This is a genomic window from Geomicrobium sp. JCM 19037 (assembly GCF_000698105.1).
Classification (GTDB): Bacteria; Bacillota; Bacilli; order Bacillales; family Marinococcaceae; genus Geomicrobium_A.
Genome location: NZ_BAWZ01000007.1, coordinates 17,821 through 44,807, shown reverse-complemented (window position 1 = coordinate 44,807; position 26,987 = coordinate 17,821). Strand labels below are relative to the sequence as shown.

Sequence of the window (26,987 nt, the reverse complement as noted above, 5' to 3'; positions counted from 1 at the left end):
ATTTATGGTTGTTCAATGATGAATGTGGCTTGTTGGTCGACGTTTAGTGGGGTGGTGACGCGATTGGTGTACGGATTGTTTTCCGTCTCAATTGCTGTCCAGTCTGAGCCGTCGAGCTGTTTGATTTGTAGGTCCCACTGGTCACCGATGGCATCTTCGTTTTTGTACCAGTTGAGGTCATTGTTTGTGTTCTGGTAGTAAAGCGATAATTCTCCATCTAGTTGTGCTTCACCGAGATCAATGGTGTATACGCGCTGAACTCCGTCAATCTCTTCGTTCGCATCTCCGATAGAAAGGCGAATTTCTCCAGGGTTGTGCACCTGTTCAACATCAATCTTTCCGATGACGAATCCGTTTGCATTCGTAAAATAAATATCCCCGTTCTCATCTGCTTCAACAGTGCGAACGACGTCTCTCGTACTCGTATCATCTAGTAACCCTAGTTGATACTGGATATTTTCGTATCGCAACGGAATGAACTCACGTACAGCCTCAATTTGTGCTTCGTAATCACTGATATCTGTAAAGTGATTCTGAGGGTGTAACACAAAACCTCCTGGCTCTGTAGGATTCGTTTTCACACTCGCTGCCGAGCGCGCTTCATAACGATCAATTCGCTCATTCATGTCTGCCTCGTCGAAATGGTCCATTAGCTCGAGCAGGCGTTGTTCAAAGTGCTCAACAATTTCTGGCGTCTCAAGCATCTTCTCAATGAGAACGTTGTCCCAACCAGACGTCAGCCCGTAATCGTAGCGATAATAGTTGTTCAGCGTACCGACTTCTGTACGGGAGTGTGAACCGAACGTCAAGTCTTTGTCCCAAGGAATGAACGTCCATGTGGCGTTCGGATCGTCATCATCCAAATACCACCAATAGTCATCCCCGAAGCATCCATATCACCGACGATAAAGTGAAGTGCTAACCAATCAATGACTTGATCGGCATTCATCTCTTCGTAGAACTTCGCCGCAAACTCTGCACCAGCCGGGGTGTCATGAACCACGTAATCAAGTCCGCAACCGCGTCCCAATTCGGGTCGCCACGGTAATCAAACACGTCCTCCAAAAATGTCGCGTGGTCTTCTACGTTGTGCAAATTGTACGCAAATGTCGAGTTTAACTCATGATCTTCATGTTCGCGAATGCGGTCACGAATGAGCGTGCCGTCGCCATTTAAACCATTCGCTTCCAGCAAATCACTATCAATCCGCTCGACGTGTGTATACAACCCTTCATAATTATCATTAATAAACAGGTTGAAATATTCCGTGCGCGGTGCTGGAAGACCAAGATCATGGAAAAGCTCAAATGACAACTGATCGCGCATCATCGACGAATCGCTGTAGTTCGCATTCAAATTGAGGCGATTGCTCCCAAATAAGAATGGTTGATCGTCTTCGAAACGGACGTTAAATGATTTCTTTTCCACATACCTTGTGGAATTTCCTCGAAAGCGAAGACCTTCGTCCAACTGGAGCAAGTCATTGCTTTCGGGGTGTAGTTTCACATATGCAGGCAGGCGGTCATCATCGTCAGGGTCACGCTCGTACAACTCTTCGACGTCCTCATTACCCATATGAATATAAAGCGGTTGAATATCTTGGGCAAGAATGTGCTCCTCAACCTGAGTGCGTCCAGTAAACGTCTCTTCTGGCACCTCTTCTATAGTTTCCTCTTCCTCCGGCAACTCCTCACTTTCACTCACACCCCCTGAGGTACAAGCCGCAAGTAAAACGACAGAAGAAGCCGTTAGCCACATGGCTCTTTTCTTCATGGTGAATTCACCATCCTTCGTACAAATTATCCTCTTCGCATTATACACGAATCATGCAACCCTTTACATATAAAAATGTATAAATAATGGAAAAAACTGTCGAATTCCCATCTTCCCTTCTCCCGCTAGATCACGTAAAATATCGTGTAGATGAGGAGATGAACGTAGATGAATCAAATCCCCCAGCGCATCGTGCGCTCCCTACAAAACAATTGGCTCGGCATCGTTCTCATGATCGCTGCTTCATTCTCAACAGCGATCGGACAATTTCTATGGAAGCTTTCCGGTGCAGAAATCAACGTGGAGCTCATCGCTGGGTTTATGTTGTACGGCGCTGGCGCCGTTCTTATGATCATTGCCTTTCGATTTGGCGCATTGTCCGTATTGCATCCGCTGCTTAGCATCGGCTATGTCGTCGCTGTATTTCTTGGCGTATTCTTCTTGCAAGAAACGTTGTCCATCGCAAATGTTGCCGGCACAATTCTAATCGTGTGTGGCGCGGTATTCATTGGGGGTGGCGATCATTAGTTGGATTGGCCTTATCCTCGTATTCACACTGCTCGGCTCCATCGGGGCTTACTTCTTTAAACGGGCAACGAGCCGGGGCATCGGATTGCACCGAACATTTATCATGAACTTAAGTATAGGCGCTGGGTTTTACGGGTTCGGGGCACTGCTCAACATTTACGTGCTGCAGTATCTCCCCCTTACCGTCGTGTTCCCGCTCACATCCATTACATACTTATGGACATTCATCATCTCCTACTTGTTCCTTAAAGAAGCCATTACCGGCAGGAAACTTGTTGGTGCCATCTTCATCCTTGTCGGAGCTTGGCTATTAGTCCTATAATTTGTAAATTATTGTGTGTGCTTGTTGACGTGTTTTGATATACTAATAGAGGCATTTAGTCACAGAAGAACGGGGTGTATCACCATGCACGTAGCCATATTAATTCCCTGCTATAACGAAGAACAGACGATCGGTGCCGTCATTGACGAATTCCAAAGCGAACTGCCTGACGCAGCGATTTACGTATACGACAACAACTCAAAAGACAAAACATCAGAAGTAGCCCGCGCACATGGAGCGATCGTACGAACCGAAACCCGCCAAGGCAAAGTTCGTGCTCCGCTCCATGTTTCGCGACATCGACGCCGATTGCTACGTCGTCGTTGATGGCGACCTTACCTACCCAGCAACTTTCGTTCACGAGCTCATCGAACCCGTTATACAAGGTAACGCAAACATGGTCATCGGTGACCGGTTATCGAACGGTACATACACCGACGAGAACAAACGCGCCTTCCATGACTTAGGTAACAATCTCGTAAAGAATACGATTAACTTCCTATACAAGAGCGACGTGAAAGACATTATGACAGGTTATCGGGCGTTTGATCCGTTATTCGTAAAAACGATGCCGGTCATGAGTCCAGGCTTTGAGATTGAAACGGAAATGACGATTCATGCGTTGGACAAGCGCCTGAATGTGAAAGAAGTACCCATTGACTACCAAGACAGGCCAGAAGGCAGTGAATCGAAACTGAACACGTATTCGGACGGGTTCAAAGTGTTGCGTAAGATCTTCACATTGTTCAAAGAATACAAACCGCTTTCTTTTTTCACGATTTGGAGTGTTCTTTTTCTTGTGCTCGGTTTAGCTGCTGGAGTTCCTGTCATTGTTGAGTTTGTGCAGACGCAATTTGTGGAGAAGGTGCCATCGGCAATTCTCGCGGTCGGTCTTATTTTGCTCAGTGTGCTGTCGCTCATTTGCGGTCTCATTTTGGACACGGTTGCGTCGAGTCAGAAGAAGCAGTATGAGGTTGAGTTGAACCGGATTGCAAGTGATTTGAGGCGTGAGCGCCGATGAAGCGTTTATTGATTTATGTTGCGCTCGCTGTCGTCCTTGGCCTCGTGAGCGGACGTGCTGTGCTCACGTTGTTTGAGCCGGTGTACGCTACGTGGGAAAGTCAGCCTTCACGGGTTGTGATCTTTTCTTTCGTGTTTGTTGTGCTCTACTTATTATTCTTCCATCATTTGTATCATGAGGGCCGACGGTTTTTGACCGATGCGCTCCGACCGTTACATGTCATTGTGATCGCGGTCATGACGTTTCTTTTCTATTTCAGCACCGCCGGAGAAATGGCGCACTTGGACGTGGGAGGAAGCGTCGGCGTGTGGCCAGTCGCACTCATAGCCATCGCTACATATATCGTGCTCGTCTGGACGATTTTGTTTACGATCATAAATACCGATTGGCGGGTCGGTTGGCAACGAGAACAGCCGTCTCGCCTCGTGATCCTTTGGTTCGCGATTCCCGTTGTCGTAATGGGCCTCGTCTATTGGCTTGGATTCTTCCCAGGTCCAATGACGCCAGACTCATTCCACCATTGGCGCCAATCGCTCGATTATGACTTTAGCAACTGGCATCCGATGATTTATACGACACTCACGATCATTCTGACATCGTTTTGGGACAACCCTGCGGTCGTCACCTTGTTCCAAGTGTTCGTTCTCGCTGCCGTATACGGCTATGCGATGTATTCATTACGCCGCATCGGCTTGCCTTACGTACCACTCATCATTGCCACACTCGGCTTCATTTTGTTGCCCGCCGCTGGCATCTACGTGGTCACATTTTGGAAAGACGTGCTCTATAGCGTGTTCCTCATGCTATTTACCGTGTTCTTTATGAACATCGTCATGTCAAAGGGGAAGTGGCTCGGGTCTTGGCGAAGCGTCGCCATCCTGACGCTCACCATGTTGTTGCTCGCCTTTTTCCGCAATAACGGACTGCCGATTGCCGTCGTCTCACTCATCGTGCTCGGCGTGTTCTACTTCCAGTACTGGCGCCGCATCGTCACACCAATCGTCATCACCGTTGCCACGTATATGATTATCACCGGGCCGGTATTTGATGCAATGGACGTGAACGCCGCACAAACGATCGAGTCATTGAGCATTCCGCACCAACAGATCGGCTACATTCTGACGAACGACGGCGATCTCACCGACGAGCAGCTGGAGTACCTTGACAGCCTGATGCCAATTGAAGAATGGCAAGAAGCTTATCATCCATTTTTATCGGATCATATTAAGTTCAATCCGCAGCTCGATCGTGAACAACTCGCTGATGAAATCCCGCTCTATATTCAGAATTGGTCCGGCGTCGTTGCGCGGAACTTCGGCCTCGCCGTCGATGGCTACTTGTTGCAAACATCCGTCGTCTGGCAAATTCACGAGCCCGAGCGGGCGTACACCGCCGCTTATGCATCCGACGTGTTAGACAACCCGCACGGCTTAGAAATGAACCCCGTCAGCGAACGTCTACACACCGAGCTGATGAGTTATCTCGAATATACCGAAGAGTACACCCTTGAGCTCCTTTGGCGCCCTGCCCTCTTCGCCCTGCTGCTCATACTCATTACCGCAGCAGGTGTAATCAAGAACGGCATGACTGCACTTGTTGTCAGCGCCCCGGTGCTGCTCAATTGGGCGACGATGCTTGCAGCCATACCCGCTCAAGACTTCCGCTATCTACTCGGAAACTACTTTATTCTATTCGTGGTTGCTCTGTTCTCGCTCGGAAACTACCGTCGCGAATGATCGAACCCCCGCACGCAATGTGCGGGGGTTTTTCTGTGATGGGAGCGGGTGGCGGGGCGTCACGTGCACAGCCTAGCACCTCAAGATTCGGTGAGGCTGCATGTTGAAACTTGGAGCGAGGTATCAGGCTCAATTTGTTCCCGAGTTTGAGGAGTCTGTTCTCATGTTGGGCATGAGTTTCCGTTGAACGGAAGATTGAAACGAACTAGAGCATAGATGGTATTAACTAGGTAACAGTTTCAAGGCAAAACCATGCTAAAGTGCTATGACCTGTCGACCACAGCGGCGCGGCTCGTGCACAGCCTAACACCTCATTCTGCGCGCTAGTTTACACGTTCTGCGCGCAAGTTTGCTCTTATTGACGATTCTAGTGCACATTTCGCAAAACTTGCGCGCAGTTCCCTCCAACTTGCGCGCAGATTGATGCCAAACGACTGGCAACCTGTCGACCCGGTGGGGCCGAACGAAACCGGTCCGGGTTCGGCGCGCTCACGCCGATAGGAATTTGGGGTTTCTGCTAGAGAGATGGTGCAAGACCATGCACACCGCCATTCTGCGCGCTAGTTTAATCATTTCAACCCCTTTAGTACACACTTCTGCTAAACTTTCGCGCACTTTGAACCTATTGACACGAAACTGGTTAAAAAGTTCAATCATCACCATGCTCATCCTCTTGTTCGTAGACACCCTCTCCATCATCCGCCTAAAGATTAAACGTATTACCCTGTTTCTTTACACTTTCTCTTCCCATTTTATTAGCCATCTTCACCTGATTTCATCCTATTCTTTTAGAACGATAAAAATGACATTGTTAACTGACCCTATTTGTGGGTTTTAACAATGCCTTAAAATGTTGTTTTGCTGATGTCAAAGCTTCGCTTTGCGCTTTACAGATGCCTCCGGAAAGAAAAGAAGCTGCAGTGATTCAGGTAATCATACCTAGTATACCCCTATCTTAATTACTCAATTTAGTTTTAACAATTCGTAAATGTATCTATTTAAGGTGTTAGCTTAGCATAAACTCTAAAAGGAAATAGTCTACTCACACCGTCTTCTACTTGTTTGTTGCTTTGTAAAATTAACATCATTTGGTCGTGTATTCTTTCTGCTTCGGTGAAGTGTAGGTGAACAAAGCTAGTTCCTTTTTTTATTTCATCTTTCTCTATTATTTCTAAATTCTCTTCTTGTGCATCACTTGTAATGGTACTTTCATAGAAGTGGCCACTATCGGAAACTTCATAATAGATATCATCATTTTCACTCTTACTTAAATAAAAATGATTATCTGCAAGGGTAAATTTTGAATCGTTTTCAATTCTTACTGTCACTATTAACTCATTATTTATCTCCTGAATCTGCAAAACAGAGATATCGACCTCTTCAAATATTACTTCGTTACGTTCATCATTATTAATAATGAAAAATATGATGAAGCTTATTATGACAATTGCTCCTAAAATAATTCTTCGAATATTGTCATCACCTCTATATTAACGACCAACCTTAATCCCAAAAATTGTTACGCGACATGTTCTCAGATCTACCGTTTGCATAGAGGTACCAATCCCCTTGGTGTAAACCCTTAATAACAAGTAATCACCAGGATATTGTAAAGTTTCGCCATCTGCATCAATAGTCACTCGACTATTTAAACCATCATAAGCAGCTAATTGCCCTTCAATTGTATCGTACCACGTAAACAAATTACCTGTGACCGTTTGTGCTGGATCTGTTAAATAATCGTAATGAGACGCTAACCTGCTACCTAAAGGTACATAGGATAATGCCACCCTTGCATAATTTTCAAGTCTGGATCCAGTTGTAATGCCAGACGTGTATCTTCCCCAGATAAAAGAGTCCGTTTCATTTGGCTGGAGACTCAAAGTTGGATCGTCTATTACAAGTTCATTCTCCAAAAATTCCCATAAAAGTAGTTCGTTATCATAAGCATTATATGCTATTGCATCATTATAACGAATAACCACACTATAAATAAAATCTTCAGCATCATAGTCAAAATTATAAATCATGTCCCGAAACACTAAGTATGTGATGGTATTTTCGGTACCTGCTACATTGAAAGCAATGTAAGTATACCTATATGGTGCTTCATGAGATCTACCCGAGTCTACATTTACCCACCTCTCAAGAACTTCACCCTTCATTCTTTCAGGATCCACTCGATAATCGAGGAAATCGTATTCACTATTCATTTTTGTCGAAGACTCACTTAGTTTTGATACATTGACATCTTCTTCATAAATATCTTCTGTGCTTTCAATTGTCTCAACATCATTTTCGGATGTTTCTGTAAAGAATAGGTAGTCTAACTCTAAAGCGATCAATTTATCTATCTCTGAATCTGATGAATTACTATAGTTAGTTTGTGTATTCATCTCGTCGATCATGTCACCTTCAAGCATTTGCTGCGTATAATACACATCTCCATTCGAAGTATCTCTTACACCGATACTTAATACACTTTCACCTTCCATATGCAGGTTTGGTTCTAGTAGAGTAAAGTTTGATGCATTCTTCTCAATCCTTAGCGTCGACAATTCATAACCGTCTTTGACCGTAACAGCATCTCCAATTATTACGTCATTAAACTCATCAATTTCTGAATGAAACATCTTCGCTTCAATCTCGATAGAGTCATCCACACCACTAATAGTTAAACCCAGTTCTAACGCATCGTTATTAACCTCTAAATTAATCGTATCGCGTGATGAATTAGCCGTATAATTGGATGTAGTCTTATGCTCACCACCCTCATATTTCACAAAATTTACATTCTCAAGGTGTTCCTCTTGAGCACTTACTGTACCTGTCGAAAGTGACAATAGCGTAACTAAGGACATAGCATAAACCGAAAAACTTCTATAACTCTTAATAACAAATCATCCCTTTCTTTTATTTAGAATACTCTTAATATATTACAATATTTAGTTTTGGGAGAATTTATGATTAATAATATTGTAATGTGGCACCAACTAATCTAATTAAGCTGATATGGCTTTTATTGAAAGGCATCTTTAAAATTATGGGCCACTCAAAAACAGCCAAGAGGCAACCACCGAGGGAGGTACAGAAAAAGTAATGGAAGAGAAAATTGCCGATAGCCTCTCTTTCAGCAAATTTACGATTCTACTGTAGTCAAACCAAGTTTATTAGTGGGAGCACACGGAAGATTTTGGTAGCCTATTTTTTGTCAAAGCGCAAAATGACTACGACGAAGCTGTCAACATCGATGGCAGTCTAACATGGCTCTATGCTGATGACAGCATGGTTGATGTAAATGCACATGTAACAACAAGTCCACATACGGTAGAACCAGGTGAAACCGATTGGCTATTCACGCAAACATTCCGAGAAGATGACAACATTGAAGGTCATGAGCTCACCCTCACCCTCTCCCTCACCGACCGTACAAATGGTGATGCCCATGAACTAGACATACTTGAAACGCAAATCAATGAGGAAGGCGTAATTGGACGAGCCGAAAATCAAACAGACGAGTTTGTCGACATGGTTGATGTTGCTGTTGCTACGTACGATGACGCCGGGGAACTTTTGAGTATCACATTTAGCTATATTGAAACACTCAAGCCTGGACAAACTCAGCCGTTCGAAGCCTACCTTGACTACTATCCATATAGCTTGAGCGAGGTCGCCGACGTCGATGTACGCGGGTATGGGTATGTGTTTGAGCAATAAATTTCTTCTAGGTCACAAGCGAGCAATTGCTCGCTTTTTTGGTTTGTTAGAAAATCTCCTTGACAACGGATAGCGCTTTCATTAAGATAACACAAAGCTTCCGCAATACGGACTTGATGTCCGCATTATGGACAATGAGGAGGTTGATGATGGCACAAGACAAAGAAATTGTTCAATCTGTCGACAGAGCGATGGACCTGCTATTTTGTTTCACAACGTCCGAGCCGGTTCTATCGATGAAAGATTTTATTGAGAAGACGGGCTTAAAGCGCCCCACCATTTTTCGATTACTTAATTCTTTACAATCTAGAGGTCTCATTATGAAGACAGAGCAAGGGGATTATCGACTTGGGTTTCCATTCGTACGATTTGCGCAAATCGTTACCGAATCCCTCGATGTTAGGCAAGCTGCAATGAAAATATTGAAAACGCTTTCGTTTGATATTGGTGAATCTGTGAGTTTGAATATTCTTCAAGGAAATCGCCGGGTTTGCATTGATAAAGTCGATGGAACTCAAGATTTAACCCACTATGTCAAATTAGGTGTGCAGTACTCGCTTGTGAAAGGAGCATCCGGCAAGATTTTTCTCGCTTATGCCAATCGCGGATTTACTGAGGAAGTTATCCAAGAATGGGAACGAACGAACAACCAAGAAATTGATCGAGCCAGTTATTATGAGCAACTGACTGACTTTAAAGCTCAACGTGTCGCCGTAAGCAAAAACGATCGTGTTCTCGGGGCCTATTCTGTTTCTTCACCCATCTTTGATTCAACGAATCAAATGATTGCTGCACTTACGATTTCTGGTCACGAAGGCAGGCTTAGTGCTGAGATGGAACAACAGATTATTGCAAAGGTAAAAGAAGCGACGAGTGAAATCTCTACAAAAATGGGATTTATGCAGATGGAGGTATACGATGCCTAAGACAATTATTGAGAAAATTATATCGAATCATAGCAAGCAGTCTGTCCAAGCAGGCGATTTAACGATTATAGACGTCGACGCTACAATGGCCACCGATTCAACCGCCCCGCTTGCCATAAAAAGCTTTAAGGAGATGGGGGGGGATCAGTCGCCGATTCTGACCGTATTGTGCTTGTCATCGACCACGCTCCCCAGCTCCGAATGAGCGCGTGGCTAATCTTCACCAGTCGATGCGCGATTTTGCGAATGAACAACAAATCAAGCTTTACGATGTTGGTGAAGGCATTTGTCATCAACTAATGATCGACAATCACCATGTACAACCAGGTCAAATTGTATTTGGTGCTGACTCTCATACCGTCACTTACGGTGCGCTAGGCGCATTTGCAACCGGTGTTGGATCGACGGACCTTGCTGGTATTTGGTTAACTGGACAAACGTGGGTTAAGGTGCCCGAGACGATAAAAATTGAACTTGAAGGAGAAATGCGGACCGATATTACAAGCAAGGATATTATTCTACACATTGTCGGCAAGCTTGGCATTTCTGGCGCCACATATAAGGCAATTGAATATACCGGATCAGCCGTCCGAGGCATGTCCCTTTCTAGCAGAATGACGCTTGCCAACATGTCCATCGAGATGGGAGCGAAAGCCGGTCTTGTAAATACGGAAAATTTGGAATGGTCTGAAGAATTTCAGCACATCCAACCTGATAAGGATGCGATTTATACGGATGTTCATACGATCGATGTATCCAGTATCCAACCACAAATCGCCGTCCCCCACTCCCCAGACCAAGTAGTGGCACTTGAAACACTCGTCGGCACACCCATCCATCAAGGTTTATCGGTAGTTGCACGAATGGCAAGCTTGAAGACTTGCAAGCAGCTGCACGCGTGCTTAGAGGGCAGCACATTAAAGCAGGAACGAGGTTGCTCATTGCCCCAGCTTCACGCAAAGTGTTCCAAGATGCACTGGATGACGGAACCGCGCAAATTCTTATGAATGCCGGCGCCACGTTCCTCACTTCAGGGTGTGGCCCTTGTGTCGGAACGCATATGGGTGTGCCCGGTAATGGAGAGAACGTCATCTCCACGTCAAATCGGAATTTCCCAGGAAGAATGGGTAACCCAAAAGCGAACGTCTATTTGAGTTCTCCTGCGGTCGTCGCACAAACGATGATTCATGGTGAAATTGTTAATGAGCAGAAGGAGTTGACCGTCCAATGATTTATACCGGCGATACACACGTATATGAGGTGAACAACATTGATACCGACCGGATCATTCCAGGGAAGTACACGAAGACGCTTGATTTTCAAACGTTCGCAGCACATGTACTGGAAGATTTAGATCCTGAATTTACAAAACGAGCAAAGGCAGGCGACATCCTCGTCGTAGGTGAGAATTTTGGTTGTGGCTCTTCAAGAGAACAAGCACCCCTTGCGATTAAGTCTAAAGGTATTTCCGTTATCATTGCTCGTTCCTTCGCACGGATCTTTTTTCGCAATGCTGTGAATGTCGGTATGCCCGTAATTGAAGTGCCCAACCATACCATTCAGAAAGATGACCAGGTTGAAGTGAACCTTGCTGAAGGAACGGTAAAGAATCTTTCAACCGATGACATTTACACCGGAACGGTGATGCCAAGTATTATGATTCAAATATTTCAAGAAGGCGGTTTAGGGGAGTATCTAAAAAACATAAAACTTATCACGTGTAGAGGAGGCATTACAATAATGAAAAAAATGATGCTCATGTTACCCGCCCTACTGCTTATGGCTGCATGTAATGAAGACGCTGGTTCTGATGCACAAACCAATGAGAATTGGCCAGAAGAAGAAATTACGATGGTAGTCCCCTTTCCAACCGGTGGCACTGCTGATCGCCAAGCAAGAGCTCTCGCTTCAGCAATGGAAGATGATTTAGGCGTAAGAATTCTTGTGGACAATCGCGAAGGTGGTGCAAGTGCGATCGGGGCGACAAGTCACTTCCAACAAGATCCTGATGATGGCACTCATTTTATTTACAACTCTCACCCACATTTTGAAGCAACGATCCTCAGAGGTGCCGCATACGACTTCGATGATTTTGATTATATGGGGATTATTCATGAGTCACCGATTGCGATTTGGGTGCCCGCTGATTCTGATTATGAAACGCTTGAAGACTTAATTATAGACATTGAACAAAATCCAAACACGTTAAGTTACTCAATGATTTCTTCGTCATGGTCAGACACATCCATTAAAATTCTAATGAATGAATTGGGTCTCGATGCGAGAGACATTCCTTATGATGGAGGGGCAGAAATCCGAACTGCTCTTCTCGGTGGTGAAGTTGATTTCATGGCCTCTGATATTGAAGGAACGATTGCCGGGGGCGGTGACGATTTACGTGCACTTGCCGTGTTCGCCGATGAGCCTATGAACAACGCCCAGATATCCCATTAATCAACGAAGAACTTGCAGATATGGGAAGCACCAATGAGATGCCCGTAATTTCAAATCGCCGGTTTGCTCAAGTAAAGTCAAGCTTCCGAGAAGAACACCCTGAACGGTACGATATTTTGGCTGAAGCCGTTCAAAACGCGGCCCAAAGTGATGAATTTAACGATTGGGAGAATCTCAAGACATGTTTTTTACGTGGGTGGATGAAGAGGAAACTAACCAACTTCTCGATGAAACGTATCAACTTATCTCTGAATATCGTGACTTATTTGAGTAGGTGAAACCATATGGCTACAGAAATTAAAAACTTACTATTTTTGTTCGCAATTGGTGCTTTTACAGTGTACTACTATCTCGATGTACAGGCGTTACCTGAACCTGAAGAGCGAATACTTGTTGAAGTGATATCAGGAGGGTTATTCATTCTACTTGGAATACGAGGAAGCTGGTCCATCTATAAAATTATTCGATTACGAAACGATGAAACATCTTTTCTACAAGACATCTTAACTTGGCTTAAAAACAAACAAGCAATGCTCTTGTTATCGTTCATCTTGTATGTCATCTTCATTCCAATTCTTGGCTTCTTCACGTCAACGGTGCTCTTTTTCATCGGCATTAACTACTACCTAAAAAGCCGCAAATGGTGGGAAATGACAATTCTTCCGGTTGTCGTTATATCCCTTATCTACTTTATCTTTGTCTTTTTCTTACAAGTCAATATCCCTACTGGATTATTGATCTAACGAGGAGGTGGTCACTTGATTGATGTGCCCGCTTTAATGGATGGTTTGCAAATCGTCTTTAGTTGGCAAGTATTATTGTTCATCATTTTAGGGTTGGTCGTTGGCGTCATTCTCGGGGCGGTACCTGGGGTGTCAGGAGCACTCGGCATTGCCTGACACTTCCTTTAACGTACACAATGCAACCGCTTGATGCGATCATGTTTCTCTCTGGTATGTTTACTGGGTCCGTGTACGCAGGAGGAATCACTGCGGTCATGCTTAACATTCCCGGGTCACCAGGCGCGGTTGCGACTACGCTCGATGGTTACCCAATGACGAAACAAGGACGACAAAATGAGGCGCTAGGCGTTGGATTAATGTCATCAGTCATTGGGTGCTTAGCAAGTTATCTCGTTGTATTTTTTATCATACAATCAATGGGCAATTTCGTTCTACTCTTTCAGGCGCCTGAAATGCTTATGCTCGCTGTCTTTGCTCTTTCGATCATTAGCATGATTAAAGGCAATTTGTCCAAGTCGCTCATTGCTGGATTTTTAGGATTATTGCTCGGTTCTATTGGTGCGACTGCATATGGCAGAGAGCGAGGTACATTTGGACAGATTGAATTGTACGAAGGCATCCAAATCGTACCGGCATTGATGGGCTTACTCGCGATCTCTGAACTGTTCTACCTTGTACAACAGAAGTTTATCGTTGGGGACAATACGACTCATATTCAACGGAGTTTCAAAGACTTTGTGAAGGGTTGCATGCTTGTCATTAAACAGAAAATCAATACGCTTCGTTCCATTATTATTGGAATTTTCATTGGAGTACTGCCAGCTGCTGGCGCCACCGTCGCCTCACTCGTCAGCTATTCACAAGCGCAAACCTTCTCAAAAAACAAAGAAAACTTCGGCAAAGGCGAGGATAGTGGACTAATTGCAGCAGAAACCGCCAACAGTTCTTCGGAGGGTGGTGGCATGGCAACGATGCTCACGTTCGGCATCCCTGGTGGGAGTGCCACCGCCGTTCTTATGGCTGCATTTATGATTCACGGACTCACACCTGGACCTTACCTCATTCGTGATCATATGGATATGACCTACGCAGTCATCATCGGCAACATGATTCAAGCTTTTCTACTGTTGTTTATCGGTTTTATCTTCGTCTGGTATTTTAGCAAACTCGTGTTAGCACCTGCAAGGCTGATCATCCCCATCGTCGCGATCTTTTCGCTATTAGGCGCATTTTCCGTGCGCGGCATTTATTTAGATGTCGTATTGACACTCGGCTTCGCCGTACTCGCTCTTGTGATGCGTAAACTAGACTACCCGTTAATTGCTGTTTTGCTCGGACTCATTCTCGGAGCCACCATTGATGGCGAGATGACGAGAACGTTACTAATCTATGAAGGACAGTACTTATCTCTATTAGAGAGGCCCATTTTTACGACGATGTTCATCATTACCATTATCTTATTTACCTTGCCTTGGGTTCAGAAACGATGGGCGAAAAGAAAGCAGAAACGTAACGAAGGAGGAGTATCATGACACACCTACAATCTGGACCTCTCGCTGGTATCCGCATTCTCGATTTATCCACAATGATTGCCGCCCCTTACGGGGCAACGCTTCTCTCTGATTTTGGGGCTGAAGTCATTAAAGTCGAAATCCCAAACAAGGGAGACACTCTTCGAAGTATGGGCCTTTTAAAGACGGAGAACCGCTTCGTTGGCCAGGTCTTGCACGAAATAAAAAGTCTTTGACGCTAGATCTTCATCACGAAGAGGGACAAGAGATTTTACGCAAACTCGTTCGTCAATCAGATATTGTAATAGAGAATTTTCGGCCGAACACTCTAGAGAAGTGGAACCTTGGCTACGAGCAATTAAAGAAATGCAACGAGAACATTATTATGATCCGGGTAAGCGGTTATGGTCAGACCGGTCCTTATGCTCCAAAAGCAGGCTTCGGAACACCTGCTACCGCGTTTAGTGGCTATACGTATTTGCAAGGCTTCTCAGATCGACCGCCAATCAGTCCTTCCTTCTCTCTACTCGATTATATTACCGGAGTATACGTCGCATTTGCCTCGTGCGCGGCTTTGTTTCATCGGGATACCGAAGGTGGACAAGGTCAAACCGTTGATCTCGGCCTTTATGAATCGATGTTTCGTATGATGGAATTCCTCGTTGCCGATTACGACCAAAATGGAATTGTTAAAGAACGTTCCCCTGGCTTGAGTGGCATTCCAGCCCAGCAGGAACTTTTCAAACGAAAGATGGGCACTGGCTTGTGCTAGTCACCAGTCTGATCCAACGTTTGCTCGTTTAGCCGCAGCAATGAACCGAGAAGATATGTTAAAGGATGATCGGTATTACACAAACGCCGTCCGACTCCAGCGGTTTGAAGAAACGAACGGGATCGTTGCCGATTGGGTGAAGAGTTGGGATCGTGATGAACTACTCGTTCACTTAGATCATCACGGTGTACCGATCAGTGCCATAAACAGCATTGAAGACATCTTTAATGATCCGCATTTTAACGAGCGTAATAACATTATTGAGATGAAGCATCCACGACTCGGCGCTATTAAAATGCCTGGTGTCGTGCCGAAATTCTCTGCAACACCTGGTAGCGTAACAAACGTAGGTCCCGATCTAGGGGCGCATAATGAGGAGATACTCTCGAGCATGATCGGTCTAGATGAACACCGAATTCAACAACTCAAAAATCAAGGTGTCATCTGAAATTTTCATCCTATTAATGGTTTTTAGCAAGCATCTTAACGCGAAGAAGGAGGAGACCTCTCTATGAAAGTAAATATCCATGAAGTCTGTCCAAGAGATGGATTTCAAAGCATGCCCATGTTTGACAAACAGACAAAAGTTGACATTATCAATCGTCTAACCCGGTGTGAATTCCATGAAATTGAAGTGACCTCATTTGTTAGCCCAAAAGCTGTCCCACAATTGCAAGATGCGGATGAAGTGATTCGTGAGATTGACAGAAGTCAACCTGCGACATTACGAGCCCTCGTCCCGAACTTGAAAGGATTAGAGCGCGCCCATCAGCTTGGCATTAAGAAATTAAAACTTATGCTATCCGGTAGTGATTCGCACAGCTTATACAATGCGAATGCCGATACGTTTGCTGCGTTAGAACGATATCGAGCGGTCGCTGATGAGGCTCATAAACTGGACATCAAAATGACTGGCAGTATCGCTGTTGCTTCGGCTGTCCGTACGAAGGGGAGTTACCCGTAGAAAGACATGCAGCGATTTGCCAGAAATATGAAGAGCTTGGCATTACGAGTATTTCCTTAGCAGACACTACCGGTATGGGAAATCCGAAAAACGTTCGTAAAATTATCAGGCATTTAACTCACTCGTTCCCGAGCTTCACTTTCTCAATTCACCTTCATAACACCCGCGGCATGGCGTTTGCAAATGCCCTAACCGCATTGGAAGAAGGCATCATCGATTTCGACAGTTCAACGGGTGGAATCGGAGGTTGTCCGTACGCACCAAACGCCAGTGGAAACATTGCGACCGAAGACCTCGTGCACGGCTTTGAAGAGATGGGGATCCAAACCGGTGTCGACCTTGACCAGGTGTTAGACGCTGCTCGTTATCTCGAAAAACAATTCCCCACCCACGTCGATAGCTTTCTTCTCAAAGCAGGAAAAGCTCAAGACTTGCATCGGGCTCCTGGAAAGCAAAGAACCATCTAAATCACCCTGCCAGACTGTTTTAAGTGAGCAACAGCCCTCCGTATCTACGGGAACCATTCTTTAGAGAGTGGTTCTTTTTATTTTATGGATACCCCCACCTGAACCATTGACAATTTTCTGATAAGGTGCTACTTTAAACCAAGTAAACTGATATGCATTATAAAATAAGTGGGTGGATGAGGATGAAGAAGAGCGGATTATTATTTTACCTAGGAATGGCCACGGTAATGCTAGCTGCATGCGGTGGGGAAAACGAACAAGATACGGGTAGCGAAGCTGGGGACGGCGACACGTCTTGGACAGATGTTCAAGATTCAGGAACACTAGTGTCGGTACATCAGGACATACGCGCCAATCACATACATGGATGAAAATAACGAATTAACCGGTTTTGAAGTGAATTAGTCAGAGAAGTAGCAAATCGTCTGAACTTAGACATTGAATTTAGCACGATGGACTTTGATGGCATTCTACCTGCTTTAAGAAATGGGCAAATTGATGTGGCTGCACACGATTTTGCAATTACTGAAGAAAGGTTGGAGACGTTTGACTTTGTAGAACCGCACAAATATTCGTATGGTTCAGCGATTGTACGGGCGGAAGACGTGGACCACTTTACTTCTGCTCATGACTTGGAAGGTGTGGAGGTCGCTCTCGGCTCTCTAACGAGCAACTACGCCATCTTTGCCGATAATATTGGCGCAGATGGTACGGCTTATGATGCGGAACCGAAGCCATTTTAAGAGACGTATTGAACGGAAATCAAAGCGCGTATTTAAATGATTACCTCGTGCTCGGCCAAACCCTCGAAGAGTTTGGTGACGACAATCTTGTATTAGCTGAAGATGTACGTTACCACGCAACAGAAAGCGCCATTGCCTTGCTTAAAGGGAACGAAGCGCTTCGCGATGAGTTAAGTGTCGTCATCGACGAACTGATTGAAGAAGGCTATGTCGCTGAACTTTCAAATGAATTTCTCGGAGAGGATGTCTCACAACCAAATGATGATGCGGACATCGTTAGTTAGAAGGATAAACGCGTCGTGAGCATGACGGATGACACATTACCTTATTGCTCACGAATTTCCTTACATCAATAAAGTCAGGAGAGAAAAAATGTTTGAGTGGTTTTCAAATATACAATGGGAGTATTTGTATGACTTCGAGCTAGCCGTCGACTCCTTACCTTTCCTTATGGAAGGTTTAAAGATCACGGTTATTATCGCTTCTTTCAGCATGTTCTTCTCGTTAGTCCTCGGCATTCTGCTCGGCGTCGCCGCATGTCAAAGTTTTGGTTTCTTCGCTTACCGGCTCGGGTATACATCTCTTTTATGCGCGGAACGCCACTACTCGTCTTTATTTTCATTCTCTATTATGGGTTTCCGGTCATTGGTATTGAATTCACAAGCGCCATCGTTGCCGGAATCGTCGGGGTCAGCTTGAACTTCGCCGCCTACAGCGCAGAAGTCGTTCGTTCCTCCATCATGTCTGTGCCGAAAGGGCAATGGGAAGCGGCAGCATCTTTACAAATGAACTACGTCCAAACGATGACGAAAATCATTATCCCCAAAGCGACGCGAATTGCATTGCCACCGACATTTAGCATCTTTATGGATGTGGTGAAAGGAACCTCCCTAGCATCCGTCATTACAGTACAAGAATTGTTGTATAGCGCCCGGCTCATCTCAGGAAGAACATATGACAGCATGACAATGTACATTACCGCAGCCCTCATCTATTGGGCTGTATGCATCATCATAGGGTATTTCCAAGATCGTTTGGAAAAGAGATATAACCGCTATTTAAGCTAAAAAAGAGGCATGGAGGTTTCTGCACATGATTGAGGTACAGGCACTAAAGAAGTCATTTGGCCCAACGGAAGTATTGAAGTCCATTGACTTTCAAGTGAACAAAGGCGAAGTGATTGCGCTAATTGGCCCATCGGGGTCTGGCAAAACCACCTTGCTACGGTGTTTAAACTTATTAGAAACTCCGGATGCCGGCTCAATCTCGATCGGGACATCGGCGTTAACATTCGGCACTGATATTAAAAAAGCAGACATCAAAAAGATTCGCCAGTACTCAGGAATGGTGTTTCAAGGCTTTCACCTGTTTCCTCACAAAACCGTATTGGAGAATTTATATACCGCTCCGGTCGCTTTGAAGCGAAATTCTAAACAAACGCTCATTGAGAAAAGCGAAGCGATGCTCGAAAAAGTAGGCATGATTGAGCACAAACATAAATACCCTGATGCTATCGGGCGGCCAACAACAGCGTGTCGCCATTGCTAGAGCATTAGTAATGGAGCCGGAAGTGATGCTCTTCGACGAGCCTACCTCTGCGCTCGACCCGCAATTGGTAAGAGGTGTGCTGAAAGTGATTGAAGGGTTAGCAAACGAAGGACAAACGATGGTGATCGTCACCCATGAAATGAACTTCGCCAAAAGAGTCGCAGACAAGATCATTTTCATGGACGAAGGATACATCGTCGAAGAAGGTAACGGGGATCAAGTCATTACCAATCCCCAAGAAGAGCGGACAAAATCATTTTTATCCCTCCTTGAGGAAGAATAACGACGCGCCGCCGGTAGTCAAGGTCATGAAAACCCCCAATAGCGCGCATACGCGCAATTGGGGGTTTCTAGGTAGTAGCAATTTAGATAAGTTGAACTAAATAAATCCTTCAAGAACCAATGGTAAGCTTGGTAAAGTGGAAACTGTGTTCGAGTTGGGGCCGAACTTGTTCTCAAGTTGGAGAAAATTGCAGGAAAAGCGGTGTATTCGGTAACAGATCACCTGGTCATGTGTACATCCCCGCCCCGAAGTACCCACATGCTGTCGGCGCGAACGCGCCGAACCGAGTGCGGTTCCGTTTCGGCGCCGGCGGGGCTGTCGTGTCGTTGGCGCTTCAGCCTGGAATCTGCGCGCAAGTTGGAATAAACTGCGCGCAAGTTTGGTGAAATCCACGCTAAAATCGGTCAAAAGCGCAAACTTGCGCGCAGATGGGGGGAAACTAGCGCGCAGAACGGTCGTTCGTCTTCCCCGCATGCACCGCCACCCCCTGCGGCAACGGTTCAGAGAACCATCCTTTGCATTTCCAAGCCAAAAACCTAGCAAGACGTCGGCGCGAACCGCGCGAACCGAGTTCGATATGGCTTCGGTCCCACTGGAGCCGACAGGTTGCTCGGTTATGGGCATCGAATCTGCGCTCAAGTTGGAACAAACTGCGCAAAATAGCACCGCGCTACCCCTCCAACCCAACACCCATCAGTGCAAATCAAGAAAATGTTAAGTTCATTCCATATAGATCGCGTTAAAATGCTGGGTTTATTCAAATACTGGGCGATCTAGATCTCTACAGAACACCACCACATACCAGATACTCGGCAATTCTATGAACGTTCAGCTCTATTTTATTCACATAAACGCCAAGTGACTAGAAAATGGTTGATGCAGTTATACTCTCAAGAACTATAGAATTTCTTTAATACAGCTTATAACGAGCCGCTAAGACATCGTCGTGCTTTAGTACCGAGCATTTCCCTTACTGCGTCGCAGCGTTCGCGTTCACCAAACCGTTTCCGTATTGGTTTGACGCACCAATTGGTGTTGCGGTTTGGTTTAAGTGACTTCGTACTTGGGCAGGAGACCAAGACGGGTTGTTGCTCATGACGAGCGCTGCCACACCAGCAACGTGTGGAGCTGCCATTGATGTGCCACTTAGGCTGCGGTAGCCATTCCCAGGATACGTACTTTGCACGCCTACACCTGGTGCCATAATGTCGAGACCGGTACCGAATTGTGAGAAGCTGGCACGGTTGTTATTTTGATCGGTGGCACCTACAGCCATTGCATTTTGGTACCTTGCTGGGTAGCCAATTGAGCTTGCCCCTGAATTCCCAGAAGCGGCAACGACTAATACGCCGCTATTTGTTGCTTGGTTGACCGCTCGCTCGAGCGTCGGGCTCGGCGAAGGGCTGCCAAGGCTCATGTTCGCAACGTCCATGTTGTTGTTGCTTGACCATTGCAACCCTTGAGCAATGCCACTAATGCTTCCGGATCCACTTCTACCGAGTACCTTTACTGCAAACAAATCAACGTCTGGCGCGACGCCTAAGACACCAACGTTGTTATCAAGCGCTGCAATCGTACCAGCAACGTGCGTACCGTGGCCATTACCATCTGCTATACCTGGTTCACCAGGCACAAAGCTTGTCCCACCTTGAATGTTTAGATCCGGGTGATTGGAGATCCCCGTATCTAGCACAGCTACTCGCACCCCATTCCCTGTAATCCCGCGATTATGTGCAGCTGTTGCTTGAACCCGGTCAATGCCCCATGGAATCGTTTGTGAGATGGAAACTTCAATGTCTTCTTCAATGTATGAAATGCTCTCTTCGCCTTTTAATTCGCTCACATCTTCTTTTGTCATTTCCACCGATAACACAGGAATTTGTTCGAACTCATATAGCACGTCAATGGCAATTTCCTCATCCGCAACCGTTGCTAAAAGCGCGCCTTCTGCCTCTTCATTCTCCTCAATAAAATCCGCCATAATCGTCATCTCTTCAAACCCAATCAAAAAGGCTTCTTTTTCCGCTTCACTCGCATCCGTCGTAGAGACACCTAACAATAGCGTTGCCGCAATCACTGCCGTACCTGATAAGAACCTGAATGGCTTCTTCATTTTGTTCTCCCCTTTTTAGAAGGTGTAATTTTCTGCACATTCAGACTATACCATGTATTACATATACAATCCGCAAATACTTCTCGACAGCTTTTTTCGACAAAGGGGTTGGGGTCTACTACGCGCATATAAAACCCTTTGAATCATATGATCCAAAGGGTCAGATTTCATAGCTTATTCTTCTTCAAGTATACCGACAGTTGGCAAGTCTTCTAATACTGAAGTGCCGTGAGGAGAAGCTTCGATTTCTTCAGTGTGGTCTCCGCCAGCTTCAAGTCCGCCAGCAGGGGCGTGCTCGCCGCCTTCCCAAGCGCCAACACCTGTAACATCGTAAACGACGCCGTCTACTGCTACATACGCATCGTTTCCATCTTGTCCGTCATACTCAGCAAGTTCTTCCAATGTGAATACTTGCTCTCCTTCTTCAGTCGCAGCTTCTTCTTCGGGAGCTTCATCTCCACCACAAGCAGCAAGTAGCAATACTGAGCTACCAATAATCGGCAATAATAATTTATTCACAGAAATTCACTCCTTATATAAAATAAATATTTAAGATCACTTCATGATGCTAATATAACATCTGCATATAGTCCTAGAAAGGCATGTCATCGTTTTGTCAGTTTTTAAACACATGGTGTTCATATTTTTAGAAGACCTCAATTATTCGTGCCAAAAACGCAACAGATTCAATGAATGAGAAAAGCGCCTTTCCCGTTGTCGGGAGGCGCTTTTATTTGCAAATTCCCCCATAAAACTTTCTATGATGGGATTCATGCGGAAACATGGCTGCTTCCTGTGACAAATCCATCATAGAACCTGGAAATCCCATCATAAACGCGTTTATGATGGATTTGGACAGATTTGTGGTTGGAGTTTGGTGAAATGCCCACATAAGCATGGCGTGACCCGTTCGGTGAGTCATCTCTAAAGTCTAAGACCCTTGCCCCCGCCCCGATCCGCGCAATCCGCCCATAGACCATGCCCGATGCCGCCCCACACCGCCCCTACTCGGTCAACAACCCGCCCTCAAATTTCTGCGGAACGAACGTATACGATTCGTGCCCGACGCCGTTCAAGGAGATGATGACGACGTCTGATCCGAGTTGGTGCTCGTCGTCTAGTGGCGCGACGATGAGGATATCGCTCGTGCTCGTCAATACGACATACTCGGACCCACCCTCTTCAAAGGTTAAGTAGTTGGTTGCGGAGAACGCGGTGTACATTCCGACCATATAGGCAAGGTACGGTAAGATAAATATGAGGAACATGACGGTGCCCATTTTTTTCTGGACCCAATACTTGCGGACGTTTTCAGGCAAGTAGTTTTTGATACGGAGTCCTTCAGCTGAAAAGAAATCGATGATGCGCTCGCGATAGGAGTCTTTTTTTGAAGAGACGAGTGCTAGGAAAAAATAGAGCAGAATAAAGAAAACTAACAAGTACACAAACAACATCATGCGAAACAGGAATGCGGTTAATAAAAACACGATGGTAATGGGAAGGATGATGCGGAAGATGGCAGACCAGAAGCGGGAAACGCGCTTGTACAACCGCTCCAATCCAGCCTGCACAAATAGCGCGATCGCCACACATACGAGTACGGCTGTCGCGGATATAATAATGTCGGTCAAATAAATTTGGCCCATGAGCACCGTATTAATTCCGTAATAATTGAACTGACCCAATTGGAACCCATATGCAACGAGATAGCCTAACACAGTGGCGATGGCAACAAAGATGGTGGAATCGACTTTCGAGAAACTGGCGCTCGCCTCCTTCATCGGTGACGAGCGGTGTGGCTTGACCGGCTGATTAATCAATTAGGCTTCCTCCTTTTCTACCTTTATACCCTATTTTAATGACTCAGCACCACTTTTACCTATACACAGACGGGGAATTCTTTGCTACGCTAGACCTAGATGACTAGGCGTGCAGATGATAGCTCATTGCAACCTGCAAATCGTAAACCTTAGATTTTTCGGTACTCCAACAGCAGGCGCAAGATTTTATAGAAATACGCAAAGTGTCACAAATGTTCGTTTTTGAGACATTTCACTTCGTAAAACGCACCATGATTAACGCAAATTGTCACATAAGCTTCGCGAAGTGTCACAAATAAAAATTTATGGGGCAGTTTGCACCTTAAAATGACACGCTTTAGATTGAAGTGTCACATAAATAGGCAGAGAGGGTGTCTAGTCAGCAAAAGCCGTGTGTTTAGCTGGTTAGCTGAGTTGAAGCATGTGATTTCAAAGGCGCCTAGCAACCCCAGCCCTATAGAAATATATAATTATGGCAGGTGATACATTGTCTACACGAACGCTCGCAAGGATTGAAGCCCTTCTATGGGTTGTTCTCGCGCTGCTCCTCGGTTCAAGTGTGCTCGCACAGGCTGCAAATATCGAATCGTACACGAACACAATGGCGATAATAGTTCCGATCTTTATATTCGCAATTTTCTCTATAAAATCATTTAAGAATCTCCTACGAAAAAATTACATTAGAGTGGTCATTTATGCCCTACTCGCTGTTCTGTTCCTCGTAGTAACCGTTCTCAATGCAATCGCCCTATAATGAAAGGAGAGGTTCATTTGAAACGTTTCTGCAAACCGTTGTTCCTGATCCTGACACTCTGCTTATTTGCCGGTTTTTCCAGCGCGGAGGATCCCGCCTATGTCGTCATTGAAGACTTCGAAACAGAGATGGACGGCTGGCGCGCCACGGGTGTGAACCATCACGACGTACAGTTAGAACGTTCCAACGAGCAGGCGCGCTTTGGAAACTACGCACTGAAAATCGACTATGACTTCACCGGGTTTGCCGGCACGTCAGGGGTATATGCAGCTGTCGACGGCGGGATTGACATCCCTGGCGACCCTGAACGAATCGGCATGTGGGTGTATGGCGATGCGGCCGGGCATTGGCTCCGATCCCAGCTAAAAGACGCAAACGGCCAAACGTTCAATATCGACTTCACACCCGAAGCGCCTGAGGGCGTGACTTGGGAAGGCTGGCAGTATGTCGAGGCCCCGATATCCGAAGACTTCGAAGCGCCATATGTTTTGGACATGCCCGTCCGCTATATGGCCACGCGGGAAGAAACGAAAGGAGCAGGCACGCTGTACATTGACGACATCCGTGCGGTGTATCGGGACTTCGACGAGGACGTAACCAACCCTGAAATCAAACAGAAAACGCCAGCCGCTGGCGAAACCGTGCAAACGAACCAACCGGAAATCGAAATTACCTTACGTGATGAAGAATCAGGAATTGATCCAGAAACGATTGACGTACAGTTAGATGGAAAAGAAGTCGGTTTTGTTTACGAACAAGAGACGGTAAAGTTCACACCTGAGAAGCCGCTCGCCAATGGGTTTCATGAAGTCGAGATACAGGTTCGCGACCAGGCTGGGAATCTCATGCACACGAGCTGGCGCTTTGAGGTTCGGGCAGATCAGCTGCATTTGCATTGCAAGGGCCTGAGGAAGTGCGCCCCAATCAGACGTTTGATTTAAACGTCGACCTCGTCAATGCCGAAGACATCCAAGACGCGCGGGCGGTGTTGCAGTTTGACTCCGACCAAGTCACCCTCGACCGCGTGCACGTAGCGGATGGAACGTATGATGCGGACGAAGATTCCGTTACCCTCACAATGGACGATCACGCCGTATTGACGTTTGACGTTGACCGATATGTGAGCGAGGATGTTGTGATAGAACTTACCGAAGCCAGGTGAACGATGCTGTTTTCTTTTATGATGTCTTCGAAGCTCCGGCGAATCCTCCGCTCACACTTGAAATTGACGGCCAATCAATCGGGACGCCGACAGAGTTGACGGTGACTGACCGGGACGGCAAACCGGTCGAGGGGGTGCGATTCGATGTAGGAACCGACCCGCCACGGGTGGAGGCGATTACAAACACGTGGGCGTTCACGAAAGAAGACGGCGAGTTTACCCGCCGCTGGTTACCGGTTCGAAAAGGCACGCAGTTTCAACTTCTAGACGAAGAGGAACGCTATGCGCGCGTGATTGATGATACGGAAACTGAACGATACGTGCGTACTGATGCCATTCGGGAAGTGGACTGGGCGTCGCTACCTGTCACAGATCAGGACGGAAAGGTGCAGACCGAACGGCTGACTGCGCTCGGAGGAGATGTGCGTTTGCAGGCGGTTTCTCCTGATGGGGACGTGAGCGCGCGTTGGGATGGCAGCATTGTGAGCGCGCTCGGCAGCAACAACCCAGAGCATGTGACGCTCACGTGGAGCGCTGATCCGACCACGTCGCAAACCGTTACGTGGCAAGCGTCTCCCCTTGTAGACAGCGGTGCACTGGAAGTCGAAGGGATTACAATCCCGGCAGATTCTGCGTTGTATTACCACGAGGACGGGGAAGTGCAAGTGTTTCAGGCGACCGTGGAGGATCTCAAGCCAGGACAATCGTACACGTATCGTGTGCGTACAGATGAGAATTGGAGCGAGACATCGACATTTCAAACGGCGAGTGACGACGACTTTAGCTTTTTATTCGCGGCCGATTCACAAGCGCAAACTCCGGAGCAATTTGAACTGCTCACATCATTAATCGACAGTGTGGCCACAGACGAACATCGTTTTCTCATGCACTCCGGGGATTTGGTTGAGAACGGGGATTCTTTAACGGAGTGGAACTATTTCTTGGACGCTGTCGGCGGGTTAGCTCGGGAGCGACCGCTCATGGCGGTATTAGGCAATCATGATGTGTATGGAGATGGCTACAATACGTTCAAACAGCTGCTTCCTTACGCGCACAACGGACCAGCGGGGCAAGAAGGCGAGGTTTCTTCCTTCACGTATGGGGATGCCGAATTCTTTTTGCTAAATAGCGAGGCAGAGGTAGAAGAGATGCGGGCCCAAGCGGATTGGTTGGAAGAACAGCTCCAAGCAAGCGATGCGACATGGACTATCGCGATGTTCCACCGTCCGGCTTATTCAAGCAATCCGCTCACGAGCGGAGAGCGAACCGCTGACATTTTTGCACCGGTTCTTGAGCAAGGGGGAGTTGACCTCGTGCTCATGGGGCATGACCATTCGTACATGCGTACCTATCCAATGGTAGACGCAACGTTGCCGATGATGGGGGAACCATCTATGTCATCGGTGGGTCGGCAGGACCGAAGTTCTATCCCGGTGTCTCGTACGAGTATACCGATGTGCTCTATGATGACAATGAGCAGGTAATCGTCTCCTTTGCCATTACTAACGATCACATTCGCTTAGAAGCGATGAACATTCACGGGGAGACGTCGATGAGTATGTAATTGAGAAGTAAGAAGAAAGCTTAAGAAAACGATGCCGTCGGGACACTAGCAGTGTCCCGACGCATC

Annotated in this window: 28 protein-coding genes and 5 pseudogenes; 26 read left to right on the top strand and 7 right to left on the bottom strand. The window is 46.2% G+C overall.

Translation table 11 applies throughout. From position 1 onward, the window contains the following. Positions 1–2 precede the first annotated feature (2 nt). Positions 3–875, bottom strand: a pseudogene (locus JCM19037_RS28265) (CotH kinase family protein); the annotation flags it as partial. A 70-nt stretch (positions 876–945) separates the two neighbouring features. Continuing rightward, entirely contained in the window at positions 946–1,773 is an 828-nt protein-coding gene (locus tag JCM19037_RS28260) for a CotH kinase family protein (protein ID WP_042398751.1), read from the bottom strand. A 168-nt stretch (positions 1,774–1,941) separates the two neighbouring features. Here JCM19037_RS28260 and JCM19037_RS05605 point away from each other — a divergent pair, with 168 nt between their 5' ends. The 4 genes and pseudogenes from JCM19037_RS05605 to JCM19037_RS05590 all read left to right on the top strand — a co-directional run bounded on the left by JCM19037_RS05605 (position 1,942) and on the right by JCM19037_RS05590 (position 5,380). Then, complete coding sequence (locus tag JCM19037_RS05605; protein ID WP_042398748.1) at positions 1,942–2,301, top strand: membrane protein; 360 nt, start codon at positions 1,942–1,944, stop codon at positions 2,299–2,301. After that, complete coding sequence (locus JCM19037_RS05600; protein WP_042398936.1) at positions 2,288–2,623, top strand: EamA family transporter; 336 nt, start codon at positions 2,288–2,290, stop codon at positions 2,621–2,623. The genes JCM19037_RS05605 and JCM19037_RS05600 overlap by 14 nt, the downstream gene beginning before the upstream one ends. A gap of 84 nt (positions 2,624–2,707) precedes the next feature. Further along, positions 2,708–3,644 (top strand): annotated as a pseudogene (locus tag JCM19037_RS05595) (glycosyltransferase family 2 protein). After that, positions 3,641–5,380 carry a DUF6020 family protein gene (locus JCM19037_RS05590; protein WP_042398746.1) on the top strand — a complete coding sequence of 580 codons (1,740 nt, stop codon included), beginning with the start codon at positions 3,641–3,643 and terminating at the stop codon, positions 5,378–5,380. Before JCM19037_RS05595 ends, JCM19037_RS05590 begins: the two are co-directional and overlap by 4 nt. A 998-nt stretch (positions 5,381–6,378) precedes the next feature. Here JCM19037_RS05590 and JCM19037_RS05580 read toward each other — a convergent pair. Both JCM19037_RS05580 and JCM19037_RS05575 read right to left on the bottom strand, forming a co-directional pair. Further along, on the bottom strand, positions 6,379–6,708 hold the full coding sequence (locus JCM19037_RS05580) for a hypothetical protein (protein WP_042398741.1): 330 nt from the start codon (positions 6,706–6,708) through the stop codon (positions 6,379–6,381). Positions 6,709–6,870: 162 nt separating this feature from the next. After that, positions 6,871–8,241 (bottom strand): hypothetical protein, encoded by a 1,371-nt coding sequence (locus JCM19037_RS05575; protein ID WP_042398738.1) that lies wholly within the window; start codon positions 8,239–8,241, stop codon positions 6,871–6,873. Between the two features lie 424 nt (positions 8,242–8,665). On the opposite strand from JCM19037_RS05575, the gene JCM19037_RS05570 reads away from it, so the two are divergent. The 18 genes and pseudogenes from JCM19037_RS05570 (at position 8,666) to JCM19037_RS05520 (ending at position 19,508) form a co-directional block, all read left to right on the top strand. Next, on the top strand, positions 8,666–9,097 hold the full coding sequence (locus JCM19037_RS05570; protein WP_042398736.1) for an FxLYD domain-containing protein: 432 nt from the start codon (positions 8,666–8,668) through the stop codon (positions 9,095–9,097). A gap of 149 nt (positions 9,098–9,246) precedes the next feature. Then, the gene (locus JCM19037_RS05565) at positions 9,247–10,023 is read left to right on the top strand and encodes an IclR family transcriptional regulator (protein ID WP_042398733.1); all 777 of its coding nucleotides are present in this window, start codon (positions 9,247–9,249) and stop codon (positions 10,021–10,023) included. Continuing rightward, complete coding sequence (locus JCM19037_RS26785; protein ID WP_238544560.1) at positions 10,016–10,228, top strand: hypothetical protein; 213 nt, start codon at positions 10,016–10,018, stop codon at positions 10,226–10,228. The genes JCM19037_RS05565 and JCM19037_RS26785 overlap by 8 nt, the downstream gene beginning before the upstream one ends. A gap of 4 nt (positions 10,229–10,232) precedes the next feature. Further along, positions 10,233–11,030, top strand: coding sequence for an aconitase family protein (locus tag JCM19037_RS05560; protein ID WP_255357856.1), 798 nt, complete (start codon positions 10,233–10,235; stop codon positions 11,028–11,030). Beyond that, a complete protein-coding gene (locus JCM19037_RS28255; RefSeq protein ID WP_255357855.1) occupies positions 10,922–11,254 on the top strand; it encodes an aconitase family protein in 333 nt (110 codons plus the stop codon). Before JCM19037_RS05560 ends, JCM19037_RS28255 begins: the two co-directional genes overlap by 109 nt. After that, entirely contained in the window at positions 11,251–12,477 is a 1,227-nt protein-coding gene (locus JCM19037_RS28980; RefSeq protein WP_081829085.1) for a tripartite tricarboxylate transporter substrate-binding protein, read from the top strand. Before JCM19037_RS28255 ends, JCM19037_RS28980 begins: the two co-directional genes overlap by 4 nt. Before the next feature lie 284 nt (positions 12,478–12,761). Further along, entirely contained in the window at positions 12,762–13,220 is a 459-nt protein-coding gene (locus JCM19037_RS05550; protein WP_042398731.1) for a tripartite tricarboxylate transporter TctB family protein, read from the top strand. A gap of 15 nt (positions 13,221–13,235) precedes the next feature. Next, complete coding sequence (locus JCM19037_RS25530) at positions 13,236–13,376, top strand: hypothetical protein (RefSeq protein WP_193744322.1); 141 nt, start codon at positions 13,236–13,238, stop codon at positions 13,374–13,376. 20 nt (positions 13,377–13,396) lie between these two features. Beyond that, positions 13,397–14,752: a tripartite tricarboxylate transporter permease gene (locus tag JCM19037_RS05545; protein WP_052363580.1), complete on the top strand. Its 1,356-nt coding sequence runs from the start codon at positions 13,397–13,399 to the stop codon at positions 14,750–14,752. Continuing rightward, positions 14,749–15,503: pseudogene (locus tag JCM19037_RS28250) on the top strand (CaiB/BaiF CoA transferase family protein). Before JCM19037_RS05545 ends, JCM19037_RS28250 begins: the two are co-directional and overlap by 4 nt. Continuing rightward, positions 15,445–15,951, top strand: coding sequence for a CoA transferase (locus JCM19037_RS28245; protein WP_255357852.1), 507 nt, complete (start codon positions 15,445–15,447; stop codon positions 15,949–15,951). Before JCM19037_RS28250 ends, JCM19037_RS28245 begins: the two are co-directional and overlap by 59 nt. A gap of 63 nt (positions 15,952–16,014) precedes the next feature. Then, positions 16,015–16,467, top strand: coding sequence for a hypothetical protein (locus JCM19037_RS26765; RefSeq protein WP_238544559.1), 453 nt, complete (start codon positions 16,015–16,017; stop codon positions 16,465–16,467). A 14-nt stretch (positions 16,468–16,481) separates the two neighbouring features. After that, positions 16,482–16,934: a hypothetical protein gene (locus JCM19037_RS26760; RefSeq protein WP_238544570.1), complete on the top strand. Its 453-nt coding sequence runs from the start codon at positions 16,482–16,484 to the stop codon at positions 16,932–16,934. Between the two features lie 182 nt (positions 16,935–17,116). Next, entirely contained in the window at positions 17,117–17,305 is a 189-nt protein-coding gene (locus JCM19037_RS26755; protein WP_238544558.1) for a hypothetical protein, read from the top strand. An 81-nt stretch (positions 17,306–17,386) separates the two neighbouring features. Beyond that, a complete protein-coding gene (locus tag JCM19037_RS28240; protein WP_255357851.1) occupies positions 17,387–17,677 on the top strand; it encodes a transporter substrate-binding domain-containing protein in 291 nt (96 codons plus the stop codon). A gap of 8 nt (positions 17,678–17,685) precedes the next feature. Next, positions 17,686–17,961 carry a transporter substrate-binding domain-containing protein gene (locus JCM19037_RS28235; RefSeq protein ID WP_255357850.1) on the top strand — a complete coding sequence of 92 codons (276 nt, stop codon included), beginning with the start codon at positions 17,686–17,688 and terminating at the stop codon, positions 17,959–17,961. An 88-nt stretch (positions 17,962–18,049) separates the two neighbouring features. After that, a pseudogene (locus JCM19037_RS05525) lies at positions 18,050–18,744 on the top strand (amino acid ABC transporter permease). 25 nt (positions 18,745–18,769) lie between these two features. Continuing rightward, a pseudogene (locus JCM19037_RS05520) lies at positions 18,770–19,508 on the top strand (amino acid ABC transporter ATP-binding protein). Between the two features lie 970 nt (positions 19,509–20,478). On the opposite strand, the gene JCM19037_RS05515 reads toward JCM19037_RS05520, so the two are convergent. The 3 genes from JCM19037_RS05515 to JCM19037_RS05505 all read right to left on the bottom strand — a co-directional run bounded on the left by JCM19037_RS05515 (position 20,479) and on the right by JCM19037_RS05505 (position 23,441). Further along, a complete protein-coding gene (locus JCM19037_RS05515) occupies positions 20,479–21,621 on the bottom strand; it encodes a S8 family peptidase (protein ID WP_042398727.1) in 1,143 nt (380 codons plus the stop codon). 174 nt (positions 21,622–21,795) lie between these two features. Then, a complete protein-coding gene (locus tag JCM19037_RS05510; protein ID WP_081829084.1) occupies positions 21,796–22,140 on the bottom strand; it encodes a cytochrome b5 domain-containing protein in 345 nt (114 codons plus the stop codon). Positions 22,141–22,625: 485 nt separating this feature from the next. Then, positions 22,626–23,441 (bottom strand): hypothetical protein, encoded by an 816-nt coding sequence (locus JCM19037_RS05505; RefSeq protein WP_042398725.1) that lies wholly within the window; start codon positions 23,439–23,441, stop codon positions 22,626–22,628. 487 nt (positions 23,442–23,928) lie between these two features. Here JCM19037_RS05505 and JCM19037_RS05500 point away from each other — a divergent pair, with 487 nt between their 5' ends. From JCM19037_RS05500 to JCM19037_RS05485, 4 genes are all read left to right on the top strand, one after another. Beyond that, positions 23,929–24,195 carry a hypothetical protein gene (locus tag JCM19037_RS05500; RefSeq protein WP_152548956.1) on the top strand — a complete coding sequence of 89 codons (267 nt, stop codon included), beginning with the start codon at positions 23,929–23,931 and terminating at the stop codon, positions 24,193–24,195. A 128-nt stretch (positions 24,196–24,323) separates the two neighbouring features. Beyond that, positions 24,324–25,136 carry an Ig-like domain-containing protein gene (locus JCM19037_RS05495; RefSeq protein WP_193744666.1) on the top strand — a complete coding sequence of 271 codons (813 nt, stop codon included), beginning with the start codon at positions 24,324–24,326 and terminating at the stop codon, positions 25,134–25,136. Further along, positions 25,109–25,357, top strand: coding sequence for a hypothetical protein (locus JCM19037_RS05490; RefSeq protein ID WP_042398716.1), 249 nt, complete (start codon positions 25,109–25,111; stop codon positions 25,355–25,357). Before JCM19037_RS05495 ends, JCM19037_RS05490 begins: the two co-directional genes overlap by 28 nt. Then, positions 25,354–26,841 (top strand): metallophosphoesterase family protein, encoded by a 1,488-nt coding sequence (locus JCM19037_RS05485; protein ID WP_042398715.1) that lies wholly within the window; start codon positions 25,354–25,356, stop codon positions 26,839–26,841. The genes JCM19037_RS05490 and JCM19037_RS05485 overlap by 4 nt, the downstream gene beginning before the upstream one ends. Positions 26,842–26,987: the final 146 nt, after the last annotated feature.

Bases quoted from the DNA above. Each gene is read 5' to 3' on its own strand.
- JCM19037_RS28260 (WP_042398751.1), bottom strand. From the start codon at position 1,773: ATGAAGAAAAGAGCCATGTGGCTAACGGCTTCTTCTGTCGTTTTACTT.
- JCM19037_RS05605 (WP_042398748.1), top strand. From the start codon at position 1,942: ATGAATCAAATCCCCCAGCGCATCGTGCGCTCCCTACAAAACAATTGG.
- JCM19037_RS05590 (WP_042398746.1), top strand. From the start codon at position 3,641: ATGAAGCGTTTATTGATTTATGTTGCGCTCGCTGTCGTCCTTGGCCTC.
- JCM19037_RS05575 (WP_042398738.1), bottom strand. From the start codon at position 8,241: ATGTCCTTAGTTACGCTATTGTCACTTTCGACAGGTACAGTAAGTGCT.
- JCM19037_RS05570 (WP_042398736.1), top strand. From the start codon at position 8,666: ATGGTTGATGTAAATGCACATGTAACAACAAGTCCACATACGGTAGAA.
- JCM19037_RS05565 (WP_042398733.1), top strand. From the start codon at position 9,247: ATGGCACAAGACAAAGAAATTGTTCAATCTGTCGACAGAGCGATGGAC.
- JCM19037_RS26785 (WP_238544560.1), top strand. From the start codon at position 10,016: ATGCCTAAGACAATTATTGAGAAAATTATATCGAATCATAGCAAGCAG.
- JCM19037_RS28980 (WP_081829085.1), top strand. From the start codon at position 11,251: ATGATTTATACCGGCGATACACACGTATATGAGGTGAACAACATTGAT.
- JCM19037_RS05550 (WP_042398731.1), top strand. From the start codon at position 12,762: ATGGCTACAGAAATTAAAAACTTACTATTTTTGTTCGCAATTGGTGCT.
- JCM19037_RS05545 (WP_052363580.1), top strand. From the start codon at position 13,397: ATGCAACCGCTTGATGCGATCATGTTTCTCTCTGGTATGTTTACTGGG.
- JCM19037_RS26765 (WP_238544559.1), top strand. From the start codon at position 16,015: ATGAAAGTAAATATCCATGAAGTCTGTCCAAGAGATGGATTTCAAAGC.
- JCM19037_RS26755 (WP_238544558.1), top strand. From the start codon at position 17,117: ATGAAGAAGAGCGGATTATTATTTTACCTAGGAATGGCCACGGTAATG.
- JCM19037_RS28240 (WP_255357851.1), top strand. From the start codon at position 17,387: ATGGACTTTGATGGCATTCTACCTGCTTTAAGAAATGGGCAAATTGAT.
- JCM19037_RS05515 (WP_042398727.1), bottom strand. From the start codon at position 21,621: ATGAAGAAGCCATTCAGGTTCTTATCAGGTACGGCAGTGATTGCGGCA.
- JCM19037_RS05495 (WP_193744666.1), top strand. From the start codon at position 24,324: ATGGACGGCTGGCGCGCCACGGGTGTGAACCATCACGACGTACAGTTA.